We start from the raw sequence: 12,806 nt of genomic DNA, 5'->3' as shown, positions 1-12,806 counted from the left end.
AATTAAATCAAAATGAACAAAGTAAGAATGACAATAAAAATTTACCTTATGGTAATGGTGACACTAACCGCAATGTCCTGTAAGGACGGGAATCAGGAAAAGGACGCTTCTGAACCTATGTCCAGTGAAATGTATCAAGAAGATCCTGAGAATCAGGAACACTCTGGACAAATGATGGCTGATAATGCAAGTAATAATGCTACAAAAACTATTATCGATAACTACCTACAGATAAAAGATGCCCTGGTAGCAGATGATCAGGAAGCAGCTGCCAAGGCCGGAGGGAAACTGGTCAGTGAATTTGAGGAATTTGATAAGAGCGATTATTCTTCAGACGAACAGCAGGAGTTAACGGACATCATTGAAGATGCAAAGGAGCACTCAGAACATATTGCCGAAAGCGCCATTGACCACCAACGGGAACATTTCGATATTTTGAGCAAAGATGTTATAGATATGATTGCCATAACTGGAACGAATAAAAAGTTATATCAGGATTTTTGTCCAATGTATAACAACAATAAAGGGGCACAGTGGTTAAGTGCTAGTAAAGAAATTAAAAATCCGTATTTCGGAAGTAAAATGATGGACTGCGGAAATATTCAAAAAGAGATTAATTAATTGAAAGTAATTAGGTTCATTGGCTGGTTTTTTTTGGGCTCATGGGTTGTAATACAATTTTTTCCCATAGAACGCAATCAAAGTGAAGATGTGTCCCGTGCAGATTTTATGTTGGTCAACACTGTGCCTGAAAAAGTACAGAATAAGATACAGGTATCTTGCTATGACTGCCACAGTAATAATACTGAATATCCCTGGTATAATAAAGTGCAGCCGGTGGCCTGGTTCCTGGAAGACCATATTAGAGAGGGAAAGGCAGAACTTAATTTTAACGAATGGGGTGACTACTCAGATCGCAGAAAGAACAGCAAGTTGAGATCTATTATAAGCCAGATTGAAGATGGTGAGATGCCATTGGATTCTTATACCCTGATCCATGTGGATGCGAAACTTTCAAGTGAAGATAAGTTAGAAATTATAAATTATATAACCGGCCTTAAAAGTGAATTATAAATAAAACCCAATATCAGAAAGAATAATTTTTATAATTGTGTGATTGGTTAGTTGAAATTTCTGGTACTTGGTGTTTAAAGTCCTGTAGGGGAGGTGTTGTACACTGAATAACCCTTCCCCCTTCAGGCGCAATAAAGAATTAGATGAAAGAATGTTGCAAGACTGGAAATGAAAAAGGACAAAGAGGGAATGGCTTTAAAAAATGGTTCAACTTTATAATCTTTGGGTTCATTGTAATTATAATCATAGGAGCCTTGTTCCTTCAGTTAACTGGGAACTAATTTAAAAACATAAAAAATGAGAACTAAACAATTATTATTCACCACATTACTTCTGGTCTTTTTTGTAAATTTCTCAAATGCCTTGGTGAAGGACATCAATTCAGTATCCTTAAATAATGTCGAAGTAACATTGGAAGATACAGTTCCTGATACCTTTTCTCCAGTCCAGGATTCTGAAGCTGTAGGCCTTGATGAATTTCCTAACCTGCATCCTTTAGTGGTCCACTTTCCCATTGCTTTCCTATTGTTAGCCGTGTTGCTACAGTTTATACAACTTTTCACAATGAACCGAACTATGGACTGGGTCATTCTGCTTACAGTAGGTGCTGGATTTATTGGAGCTTATGTCGCCGGAACATTTGTACATCCACATACTGAAGGTCTTACCGAGACTGCTAAAAAAGTGCTGGAACAGCATGATAAATATGCCACCTGGACAATTTGGTCCAGTGCTATTGCTGCTGTGCTCAAATTGGGAAGCCTCTTCCTTTTTAAAGAAAAAATATGGTTTGAGATTTCAGTTTTTTTAGTGCTTGCCTTTGCAGGTTATTCTGTGGGCTGGGCTGGACATTATGGTTCTCAACTCGTGTATATAGAAGGGGTAGGGCCACAAGGGCAGTTTATAGGGGATGAAAACGGAGAAAGTCACGGAGAAGGTGGGGAGCATTCGCATTAAAAAAATATGAGGAAAGCGTTTTTAATTATAAGTTTAACAATAATTATAGCAGTAGGCTCAATTATAGCCTGGTTCCCGTATTTATGGTGGATTATTGTAGTTATCCTGCCTTTTTCGATATTGGGCTGGATAGACTATTTTCAAAAGGATGATAATATTCAACGCAATTATCCCTTACTTGGTAGAATCACAAACTTCATGGAACAACAACGTCATGTACTTCAGGAAGCGTTGTTGCTCAATCGTAGCGAAGGGATGCCTTTTAACTGGATTCAAAAAGAAATAGTATATAAACGAGCTGCAGACAATAATAAAAGTCAGCCTTTTGGTACCCAGTTATCTTTTGAAAAATTGGGGCGCGAGTGGTTTTTACATTCAGCCTTTCCGTCAATAAAATTCCAGGATGATTTTAGGGTGACAATTGGTGGCCCTAAATGTAACCAGCCCTATAGCGCAAGTATTTTAAACCTGGGTGGGATGAGTTACGGTTCCATAAGTAAAAATGCTACCCTGGCTTTGAATGGAGGGGCTAAAATAGCGGGGTTTGCACAAAATACCGGTGAAGGGGGGCTTACACCTTATCACCAAAAATACGGGGCAGATCTAATCTTTCAATTTGGCACCGGATATTTTGGATGCCGAAATGCTGAAGGGAATTTTGATGCTGAAAAGTTTACTGAAATAGCCCAGAATGATCTCGTAAAAATGATCGAGATTAAAATTTCCCAGGGTGCAAAACCTGGCTTTGGCGCAATACTTCCGGCTAAAAAAAATACAGAAGAAATTTCAAAGTTTAGAGAGATAGAAGCCCATACTGAAATTCATTCCCCTGCCCATCACAGTGCTTTTAATAATTCCCAGGAGCTTATCAAATTTATTGATGAATTAAGAGAATTGTCCAGCGGTAAGCCTATTGGCATTAAATTATGTTTAGGACAGCAAAAAGAGTTTGAAAAAATGATAAAGGTATTTGCAGAAATGCAAAGTTATCCAGATTTTATAGTTATAGATGGTGCAGAAGGTGGTTCAGGAGCGGCTAATATGGACTCCTTGCATTGGGGAGGTACACCCTTGCAGGAAGCTTTACACTTTGTGAATACAATCCTGATTAAATACAACTTACGAAAATATATTAAAGTAGTAGCAGTAGGAAAAATTATATCGGCTTTTGACATCTATAAAGCCTTGGCTCTGGGGGCTGACGCCTGTTATAGTGCACGAGGGATGATGTTTGCCCTGGGATGTGTACAATCTTTAAAATGTAATTTAAACACTTGTCCTACCGGTATTACCACAATGGATCCTGGCAGGATTGATTCTTTATCTGTGGTAGATAAAAAAGTTAAAGTCGCCAATTACCATAGAAATACGATTGGAGGATTAAAAGAAATATTGGTAGCTATGGGTTTAAAGGATAAAAATGGAATTAATAAAGGGAATATTTTTAAAAAAGTAGAGGGAAAAAGTAAATCCTATGAAGAGATTTATAAATAAAGTAATGGAACATTCATTTTCACTCACTATTTAATATTATTTCTATGAAATTATTAAAAATCAATATTTTTATTTTAGTACTCGTTCTAACATTAGGAAGTTGTCAAAATGACAGTACAGAAAAGAAGACCGCTTTGGAACCTACAAAACAACCAGTAAATGTAAATAAGGAAGTTGAAGAAAAAGCTGTTATTGAGGTTATGGAAAAGTATAAAGAAGCTTTTCAAAATTTAACTACTAAAGGCACCATGGAGCTTTTTTCCGAAAATTCAAAAGTTTATGAATCTGGCGGTGTGGAAGGTTCGTATGCAAACTATATAAAACATCACATTGGTCCAGAACTTAGCCATTTTAATAGTTTTAAATTTTCAGATTATAATATAGAAGCTGAGGTGGATCTTCCTTATGCCTTTGTCACAGAAACTTATATTTATAAAATTGATTTAAAGGCTAATCCAGAAAAAAATAGAGAAGCACAAATTATTAAAAAGAAAGGTGTGGCCACTTCAATACTAAAGAAAATAAATGAAAAGTGGAAAATTATTAGAACTCACTCTTCTTCTAGGGATATTAGATAGTCAAATTTGTTTTTCTTTATTTGGCAGCATCAGGATAAACATATTAATCTATTCCTTTTTTCGTTCAGTATTTCAACATTAAAAACTAATAACACCCCAATTATTTAAAATGGTAAAAAGAAGAACAGCTATGAATATCCGGAAAGCTCACCGCTATCTTGGTATTTTTATAATGACAGGGTTGAATTCTATTTCAAACGACCTGAGTAATAATTTATGATATGGCAATATTTCTGGCTTTAGGACTCATTATTTATATAGCTACAGTACTGGATATACTTCAAACGACATTGTCTATGCAAGGAGGAGGCTGGTTAACTAGCAGGTATTCTCATCTCTTCTGGAAACTTTTTCTTTTTGTTTCCGGTGGTAATGGTAAATCAAAAATCTTATCTCATGCAGGTTATATATTGTTGATTTCAATTGTTTTAATCTGGGTATTTTTATTATGGATTAGTTTTGTCCTTATTTTGATATCTCAACCTGGGATTATTGTTAACAGTAGCACGCAAATTCCTGCAGATCTTTTGGAAATTATTTATTACAGCGGATATACCTTATCTACCCTGGGCATGGGAGATTTTATAGCTACCGGAAATGGGGGCAGGATTCTCACCAGCTTTTATTCTTTTACCGGCCTCATTCTCTTAACTATGTCGGTCACATATTTCATCCCTGTACTATCAGCAGTTATAGAGCAACGAAAACTGGGAATAAGACTTAGCATATTAGGGAGCAGTCCTGAAAAAATAATCCTAAACTTCTGGGATGGTAAAAGCTTTCAATCCTTTATTTCTAAAGTTGACGAACTATCTAAATCAATTATAAAATATAGTCAGCAACATAGGGCTTATCCTGTAATTCACTATTTCCATAATCACAAAGAGAAGAATGCCATTATTTTACAACTTGCAAGACTTTACGAAGCCTATCTTATTCTAGCATTTAACTTAAATGATAGGGTAAAACCAGAGCCAGGAGACTTACGTCCATTAGATATTGCGTTCGAGAATTATTTTGAAGTTTTAAAAGAGGTAACGCATATAAATACCAGTAATGAAACTCCAGCATATTCAACCCTACAAAAATTAGAGGAACTTAGTTTAATTGACAAGTCCAAGGGGAATCACGCGTTAGACACTAAGTCTGAAGATCTTCGTAAAATTTTTCTAACCCTGGTACAGCAGGATGGGTGGAACTGGAACCAGGTAGATAAAAAAAAATCTTAAAAATTCTTTCCACAAGTTAAATTTATTTAAAACTGAAAAAAGTAATGCGGAATAATAAAAAGAACCTGTTTTTTGCACTTATTTATAACACCCTGGGTGTGCCAATTGCTGCGGGTGTATTATATCCATTCTTTGGGTTATTACTTTCTCCTATGATCGCGGCTCTGGCCATGAGGTTTAGCTCGGTTTCAGTTATTGCCAATGCCTTGCGGTTAAGAGGAGCGAAATTGTTGTAGTATTCATATCATCTAATTCCAGTGAGAGACACACGGATTATCTATAGTTATACGAATCCAGGATATCGAAAAATTTTAGTAACGTATTAAACCATATAAAAATCTTCGATTCATTATGCGTACGGGGCTTTTGCATACCCTGTGCATGCATATTTAATTATCTTTGTAATGTGAAAATAATGGCACTCATATTATCGTTTTACGTACTCGGGCTTAATTTATTAGCCTGTAATGATAATGATACTTCACAATTGAATTCAGATTCAGAAGTAACAGTGATTGCTGCCCAAGATTTAGATTTCGACCATTCACATGATAAAGTAGTGGATTTATGCCCTCCTTTTTGTAGTTGTCATTGCTGCCATGTGCATACGGTAGATTTTGGTTCTTCAAATTTCAAACCTTTGATTGCGGAAATTCCATCAAAAGCTTTTCTTCATTTTGATAGTTCAGTGGAAGAACCTATACTTTCCTTTTTAGATCCTCCAAAAGTTTAATTCAGTTTTCTTAAAGGATAGTTATATCCTTTCCTGTCCTGAAGTCCTATAACTTCTTCAGACCAGTATATCGACTCTCTCTACTTAGGGAATATCGAGATGTTTAACTGAATTAATTTTTTTATATGATCAATAGAATCATTTCATTTTCCATTAATAATAAATTTATTATTGGGCTACTCACCTTGGCACTTATAGGCACGGGTATTTGGTCCATGTCTACCGTAAATCTGGGATCGGTACCAGATATTACCAACAACCAGGTTCAGGTGATCACCCAATCACCTAATCTTGCTACAGAAGACATTGAACAATTTGTAACCTATCCCGTAGAACTTTCGATGGGTAATTTACCTGGGGTTACAGAAATTCGGTCTATCTCACGCTTTGGCCTTTCGGTAGTAACTATTGTTTTCAAAGATGATATGGGAACCTATCTCCCACGTCAACTAGTACAGGAAAAGCTTAATGAATTAGGAGAGACCATTCCTGATAAATTTGGAAGTCCTGCTATGGGGCCAATTTCAACTGGCTTGGGTCAAATTTATGAATACACCATAAAGCCAAAAGAAGGATACGAAACTGAATATTCCCCCATGGAACTGCGAACTATTCAGGACTGGATAGTGAAAAGGCAACTAACCTTACTGGAAGGTGTGGTGGAAGTGAATTCTTTTGGTGGTTCCATAAAGCAATATGAGGTAGCAATTAACCCAGAGAAATTAAACAGTATGGGTATAAGTATCTCTGAAGTTTATGAGGCGCTGGCACGGAACAATGTGAATACCGGTGGGGCTTATATCGAGAAAAATAAAATGTCAAATTTTATTAGGGGTGAGGGCTTAATCCGTTCACTGGAGGATATCAAGAAAATTGCGATTACCACGGAAAATGCAATCCCAATAACGATTGGTGATGTTGCGAAAAATGTTCAGTTTGGAAATCAGGTACGTTATGGAGCTTTTACCCAGGATGGGGAGGAAGCCGTTGGAGGAATCATCATGATGCTGAAAGGTGCGAATCCTAACGCAGTCATTCAGGATGTCAAGGATCGTATGGCTGAAGTCGAGAAGTCCCTTCCTGAAGGTTTGACCATAGCACCGATAATTGATCGAAGTGAATTAATAGCACGAACAACCGACACCGTTAAAACAAATTTACTGGAAGGAGCTTTAATCGTGATCTTCGCCCTGGTAATATTACTAGGTAGTTTAAGAGGTGGACTTATAACAGCTACCACCATTCCATTATCACTTCTTTTCGCTTTTATATTGATGAAGCAATTCAATGTATGGGCCAATCTAATGAGTTTGGGGGCAATCGACTTCGGAATTATAATAGATGGTGCAGTGATTATCATTGAGGGTACGGTATATGAAATACAAAAACGGATTCGATCTGGAAAAGTAAAATTCAATCAGGCGAAAATGGATGAGGTAGCCTATGATGCAGGAAGTACGATGATGGGTTCTGCATTTTTTGGACAAATTATCATTCTTATCGTTTTTACACCCATTCTTTTTCTTACCGGGGTCGAAGGTAAAATGTTTAAGCCGATGGCGTACACTTTCGGTTTTGCCATGATAGGTGCTATCTTCTTATGTCTTACCTATGTACCTATGATGTCGGCCTTATTTATGAAACCAATTCAGAATAAAAAGAACTGGTTTGGAAAATTTGAACGCTGGCTGGAGAAAATAAGCGATAAGATAATTGGCGGAATACAAAAAGTGTACATGCCTTTATTGAAAGGAGCATTAAAACTGAAATTGATTGTTATAGGATCTGCGGTGGTACTGCTTGTTTTAGCCGGTTTTCTATTTTCCAGAATGGGAGGAGAATTTGTTCCTCAACTTGATGAAGGGGATATCGCCATGCAGGCTTTAATAAGACCAGGTAGTTCACTAACAGAGTCTATCGAAGTTTCAAAAAAAATTGAAAATATACTTTTAGAAAACTTCCCAGAAATTAAAACGGCAACTGCCCGTATTGGAGTGGCGGATATTCCTACCGATCCTATGCCCATGGATATTGCAGATATGTATCTAATCCTGGAAAAAGACAAAGATAAATGGGAAACTTCTGAAACCAAAGAAGGCCTTATTGAACAGATCAAGGAAAAACTTGATGAAGAGCTTACCGGGGTCAATTTAGTGTTCACCCAACCCGTAGAATTGAGATTTAATGAGTTATTAGAAGGGGTTAGAGAAGATATTGCGGTAAAGTTATATGGTGAAGATCTAGAGGTGCTGTCAGAAAAGGTGCAGGAAATGGCCAATATTATCCAAACCGTCCCTGGTGCAGGAGATGTAAATGCGGAGAGAACATCTGGCCTCCCACAAATGACTGTTAGATTTAACCGTGATAAAATTGCCCAATATGGACTAGATATTCAGAAAGTCAATGATTATATAAGCACCGCTTTTGCCGGAGGAACGGCCGGGGTCATTTTTGAAGGTGAAAAGCGATTCGATTTAGTTGTAAGATTTGATGAAGATCATAGGAAGAATATTGATGACTTAAGAGGAATGTATATCGACCTTCCAGATGGAACCCAGGTGCCAATCAAAGAAATAGCAGATATTGAATACGTTCCGGGACCTATGCAAATCTCGAGAGATGACACCTACAGAAGAACCTATGTGGGTGTAAATGCACGGGGAAGGGATGTAGAGTCTGTGGTGAACGACATTCAGCAAAAATTAGATGAGGAATTAGAATTACCACCAGGTTATTATATTACTTATGGAGGGGAGTTCGAAAACCTTCAGAGTGCTAAAGATCGATTAGTGATTGTGGTACCGATAGCCTTATTCCTGATTTTCGTGCTTCTATATTTTGCCTTAAAATCTTTTTCCCAATCCATTATGATCTATATGGCGATACCATTGGCTGCTATCGGAGGTGTTTTTGCCCTTTGGTTGCGGGGAATGCCATTTAGTATTTCCGCAGGTGTAGGCTTCATTGTACTATTTGGGGTTGCAGTTTTAAATGGACTGGTACTAATAAATAGATTCAATTCTTTAAAAGAAGAAGGAGTAACCAATATAAAAGATAGAATTTTTACAGGAACCAAAGAACGAATACGACCTATTATGTTAACAGCGACAACAGATATTTTCGGTTTTTTACCAATGGCATTTTCCACTTCTGCCGGTGCAGAAGTTCAACAACCACTTGCTACAGTTGTTATAGGTGGTATGCTTACGGCTACCTTGCTTACGCTGGTTGTTTTACCGGTGTTATATACCCTCGTGGAGAGAAGACGTGAGAAGAAGGAACAGAACAATCTAGGTTCTTCCGATACGCGATCTTTAGCTACGATTTTGATAATTGGCTTGATGTTAGGCGGAACCTTTTCCGTAAATGCACAATCTGATGCTGTTTCATCTGAATATCCACAACAGGATACTTTACAGACTATAAGTTTGGAAAAAGCCCGGGAAATAGCCATCAAAAACTTTCCTCAGCTTAAAGCTGCTCAACTCGAAATTGAAAGTGAAGAAGTACTGCGTAAGACCGCTTATGATTTTGGGAATACCCAAATCTTTACTGGAAAAGAAGAGGTAGGAAACGGTTCAGATGGGATTTATACTCAAATTGGTGTTCAACAACAAGGTATAGATGTTTTTGGAATTGCCCCCCGGTTAAAATTGCAAAAAGAACGGGTGGCACTTGCTGAAAATGCTTTAGAACTAAATATCTTAGAAGTGGAACGTGAAGTAAGCAGGGCCTGGACTTCAGTTTATACTAGTAAAAAGAGGTATCAGGTATATAAGAAAATGGATTCAATTTTTGAAGACATTGAAAGGGCAGCAAGAATAAGGTATGAAACAGAAGCTACCTCTAAACTGGAATATCTTGCTACCTCGAATCAGGGGAATGAGGTGAAAATACAGTTAGAACAAGCTTATAGAAATTACCTGAAATCATTACAGCGCTTAAACCTCTGGTTTGTTAGTGACACGATTTATGATGTGCCAGATTTACCTGTTGAAACTTTAGACGAACCTTTGAACTTTCTGGCAGGTTCGCTTGAAAACCATCCGTTACTACAGGTTTCAGAACAGAGAGTTAATGTTGCAAAAGCTTTAACCAGAGAACGGAAATCTGAATTTCTACCTAAATTTCAGGGACAGTATGCCAGGCAGGAAATTAATGGGCAATCAGGCTTCTTCCAATATCAAATAGGAATCCAAATTCCGTTATTTTTTGGACCTGAATTAGGACGTACCCAGGAGGCAAAAGTAAATAGACAGATTGCAGAGCAAAATTTTTACCAGGATAAACTCGAGCTCGAAACTGCCTATAAAAATATGCGAGAAAAATTCATAAAATGGAGAAACTCATGGAATTATTATAGGGATGAAGCGCTTCCCTTGGCTAAGGAGCAACAAGAAGGATCAGTATTGGCATTTAAGGAAGGTGCTATAGATTACGTAACCTTCCTTCAAAATATAAGAGATGCTATTAGAATCGAGGTAAACGCATGGAGTGCTTTTGATGATTATCTCGATAGTCGTTATCAGCTCGAATATTACCTCGAAAAATCAAATTAAAAAATACCTAAGAAAAACGATATGAATAGAAGATCAATAAATATTTTAATGCTTGCCTTATCACTTACATTGTTTTTGGGGTGTGAAGAAAATTCTAATTCGGAAAAAAATACTCAGGAAACTAAAGCATCGGATTCTAAAGAAACAGAAGGTAACAATGAAGAAGAAGGTGGCGGAATGCGCTCAGTGCATCTTTCAGAGATGAAATTCAATAGTCTGGGAATCAAAGTAGATACTTTAACTAAGAAAGCATTATCAGGAATAGTAGAAGCGAATGGGCAATTGGAAGTACCACCTCAATACGAAGCTACCGTGACGGCTGTCTTAGGCGGGAATATTAATTCAATAAAAGTTATTGAAGGTGATAAGGTAAATAAAGGTCAGGTACTAGCGTATCTATCCCATCCCAATTTGACAAAAATACAAACGGACTATATCAATGCCTATAACCGGATGCAGTTTTTAGAAAAGGAATTTGCAAGACAGAAGCGATTATACGAGGCAGAAGTTGGTTCAGGAAAGTCATTTCAACAAACCCAGGCAGATTTTCAGTCGGTAAAGGGAGAGGTAAGTGGTTATGAATCCCAATTAAGACAGTTAAACCTGGGTGCCTCCCAGGTAAGAAATGGCACCCTGTATGAATATATTCCGGTAGTAAGCCCTATCGAAGGCTATATAGAAAAAGTAAAGGTGCAAATTGGCCAATATGTAGAACCGCAAACCAGCATGTTTATGGTGGTGGATAATGAACACGTGCATGCCGATCTAATGGTTTTTGAAAAGGATATTTATAAGGTTAAAGAAGGTCAAAAGATTTCTTTTACCCTGGAGTCAGTTCCCGGTAGCAATCTCACAGGAAAAATATATTCTGTAGGGAAGCAATTTGAACAAAATCCCAAAGCGGTGCATGTTCATGCAGAAATAGAAAACAAAGAAGATTATCTTATTCCGGGGATGTATATTAAAGGAAAAATTCGGACAGGAGAAGAAGCAGTGCCTGCTCTACCTGAAGAGGCAGTGATAGAAGAAGAGGGAAATCCTTACATCTTTACAGCTCAAAAACATCAGGAAGAAGGTAAAACAGAATGGGAATTAAGACCGGTACAGGTAAGGACAGGGATAAATGAAGATGGATGGGTTGAAATTAAACTCCTGGAGCCACTTCCAGAAGGTTCTTTAGTTGCTTATGATAATGCCTATTACCTGGTATCTGAAATGCAGAAAAGCCAAAATTCCCATGGTCATTAAATAGAATTTTAAAAATTTAGATGGATGGGCTCTCTGTAAAATGTTTGTCTTAATTAAAGTTCCAGAGGGTTCATCCTTAATAAAGAATTAATAAAACAGCGATGAAAGAAATAAAAGCATTTATAAAACCAAAACGGGTTCAAATAGTGATAGAATCCCTTAGCGAAAGCGGATTCAAAAGTATGACGCTGTCTCAGGGGGAAGGTACCGGGGCATTTAAAGCAAAAGGCGCGTCGCCTTCTTTGGATTTTCGTGTAACCGACAGCCCGGTGGTAAAGTTAGAACTGGTATGTCAAAATGAAGAAGCACAATCAGCAATCGATATTATACTTGAGAATGCAAAAACAACTGAACCCGGTGATGGAATTATTTATCTTTCAGATATTGAAGATGCTTTCCGAATAAAAACCGGAGAATCTTTGAATCGATCTGGATTAAATAATGATGGAAATGAGTGATATCGAAAAAAATTTAGAGGCACACGAAGTTCGGCCAACAGCCATGCGTATCCTGATCTATAAATTTATGGCCAAAAAAGACAGGGCCGTAACCCTTACCGAAATTGAAAATGCTTTTGGAAAAGCGGACCGGGCTACATTATCTCGAACAATACGCACATTTGAAACAAAGGACATTGTGCATCAAATAGATGATGGCACAGGCATACCAAAATATGCGCTCTGTGAAAGTGATTGTAATTGCGAAGTAGAACAGGACTTACATATCCACTTTCATTGCAATAATTGTGATGAAACTGTTTGTTTGACCGATCATAAGATTCCACATATTAACCTGCCAGAGGGATATATGGCAGAAAATGTAAACCTGGTAGTAAAGGGAATATGTGAGAAATGTAGTGGTGTTTAATTTTTGAAGAGAAAGGAAGCATATAAAAAAGAGGTGAAAATGGAACTATATAGTATGGTGATTACCA

General features: G+C 37.3%; 11 protein-coding genes and 1 pseudogene. All 12 read left to right on the top strand.

What is annotated here, in order from left to right:
- Positions 1-12 precede the first annotated feature (12 nt).
- The 12 genes and pseudogenes from G530_RS0110860 (at position 13) to G530_RS0110805 (ending at position 12,739) form a co-directional block, all read left to right on the top strand.
- The gene (locus G530_RS0110860) at positions 13-621 is read left to right on the top strand and encodes a DUF3347 domain-containing protein (protein ID WP_026934565.1); all 609 of its coding nucleotides are present in this window, start codon (positions 13-15) and stop codon (positions 619-621) included.
- Positions 622-1,074: a heme-binding domain-containing protein gene (locus G530_RS0110855; protein WP_026934564.1), complete on the top strand. Its 453-nt coding sequence runs from the start codon at positions 622-624 to the stop codon at positions 1,072-1,074.
- Between the two features lie 297 nt (positions 1,075-1,371).
- Positions 1,372-2,031, top strand: coding sequence for a DUF2231 domain-containing protein (locus G530_RS0110850; RefSeq protein ID WP_026934563.1), 660 nt, complete (start codon positions 1,372-1,374; stop codon positions 2,029-2,031).
- Between the two features lie 6 nt (positions 2,032-2,037).
- Positions 2,038-3,525, top strand: a complete 1,488-nt coding sequence (locus tag G530_RS0110845) for an FMN-binding glutamate synthase family protein (protein WP_026934562.1) — start codon at positions 2,038-2,040, stop codon at positions 3,523-3,525.
- 44 nt (positions 3,526-3,569) lie between these two features.
- Positions 3,570-4,103 carry a nuclear transport factor 2 family protein gene (locus tag G530_RS0110840; protein ID WP_026934561.1) on the top strand — a complete coding sequence of 178 codons (534 nt, stop codon included), beginning with the start codon at positions 3,570-3,572 and terminating at the stop codon, positions 4,101-4,103.
- Positions 4,104-4,324: 221 nt separating this feature from the next.
- Positions 4,325-5,332, top strand: a complete 1,008-nt coding sequence (locus tag G530_RS0110835) for a potassium channel family protein (RefSeq protein ID WP_026934560.1) — start codon at positions 4,325-4,327, stop codon at positions 5,330-5,332.
- A gap of 35 nt (positions 5,333-5,367) precedes the next feature.
- A pseudogene (locus G530_RS0110830) lies at positions 5,368-5,568 on the top strand (hypothetical protein); the annotation flags it as partial.
- 179 nt (positions 5,569-5,747) lie between these two features.
- The gene (locus G530_RS0110825) at positions 5,748-6,065 is read left to right on the top strand and encodes a DUF6660 family protein (protein WP_240472151.1); all 318 of its coding nucleotides are present in this window, start codon (positions 5,748-5,750) and stop codon (positions 6,063-6,065) included.
- Positions 6,066-6,190: 125 nt separating this feature from the next.
- Positions 6,191-10,624 (top strand): CusA/CzcA family heavy metal efflux RND transporter, encoded by a 4,434-nt coding sequence (locus tag G530_RS0110820; RefSeq protein ID WP_026934557.1) that lies wholly within the window; start codon positions 6,191-6,193, stop codon positions 10,622-10,624.
- Positions 10,625-10,645: 21 nt separating this feature from the next.
- Complete coding sequence (locus tag G530_RS0110815) at positions 10,646-11,872, top strand: efflux RND transporter periplasmic adaptor subunit (protein ID WP_026934556.1); 1,227 nt, start codon at positions 10,646-10,648, stop codon at positions 11,870-11,872.
- Between the two features lie 101 nt (positions 11,873-11,973).
- A complete protein-coding gene (locus G530_RS0110810) occupies positions 11,974-12,330 on the top strand; it encodes a P-II family nitrogen regulator (protein ID WP_026934555.1) in 357 nt (118 codons plus the stop codon).
- Entirely contained in the window at positions 12,323-12,739 is a 417-nt protein-coding gene (locus G530_RS0110805) for a Fur family transcriptional regulator (RefSeq protein WP_026934554.1), read from the top strand. The genes G530_RS0110810 and G530_RS0110805 overlap by 8 nt, the downstream gene beginning before the upstream one ends.
- The last annotated feature ends 67 nt before the right edge of the window (positions 12,740-12,806 follow it).

The organism is Christiangramia echinicola DSM 19838 (assembly GCF_000423065.1).
In the GTDB taxonomy this organism is placed as follows: domain Bacteria; phylum Bacteroidota; class Bacteroidia; order Flavobacteriales; family Flavobacteriaceae; genus Christiangramia; species Christiangramia echinicola.
Note: the sequence above shows the minus strand (reverse complement) of the source record. Positions and strands in the feature narration are given on the sequence as shown.

Bases quoted from the DNA above. Each gene is read 5' to 3' on its own strand.
- G530_RS0110825 (WP_240472151.1), top strand. From the start codon at position 5,748: ATGGCACTCATATTATCGTTTTACGTACTCGGGCTTAATTTATTAGCC.
- G530_RS0110840 (WP_026934561.1), top strand. From the start codon at position 3,570: ATGAAATTATTAAAAATCAATATTTTTATTTTAGTACTCGTTCTAACA.
- G530_RS0110810 (WP_026934555.1), top strand. From the start codon at position 11,974: ATGAAAGAAATAAAAGCATTTATAAAACCAAAACGGGTTCAAATAGTG.
- G530_RS0110850 (WP_026934563.1), top strand. From the start codon at position 1,372: ATGAGAACTAAACAATTATTATTCACCACATTACTTCTGGTCTTTTTT.
- G530_RS0110835 (WP_026934560.1), top strand. From the start codon at position 4,325: ATGGCAATATTTCTGGCTTTAGGACTCATTATTTATATAGCTACAGTA.
- G530_RS0110815 (WP_026934556.1), top strand. From the start codon at position 10,646: ATGAATAGAAGATCAATAAATATTTTAATGCTTGCCTTATCACTTACA.
- G530_RS0110805 (WP_026934554.1), top strand. From the start codon at position 12,323: ATGAGTGATATCGAAAAAAATTTAGAGGCACACGAAGTTCGGCCAACA.
- G530_RS0110820 (WP_026934557.1), top strand. From the start codon at position 6,191: ATGATCAATAGAATCATTTCATTTTCCATTAATAATAAATTTATTATT.
- G530_RS0110845 (WP_026934562.1), top strand. From the start codon at position 2,038: ATGAGGAAAGCGTTTTTAATTATAAGTTTAACAATAATTATAGCAGTA.
- G530_RS0110860 (WP_026934565.1), top strand. From the start codon at position 13: ATGAACAAAGTAAGAATGACAATAAAAATTTACCTTATGGTAATGGTG.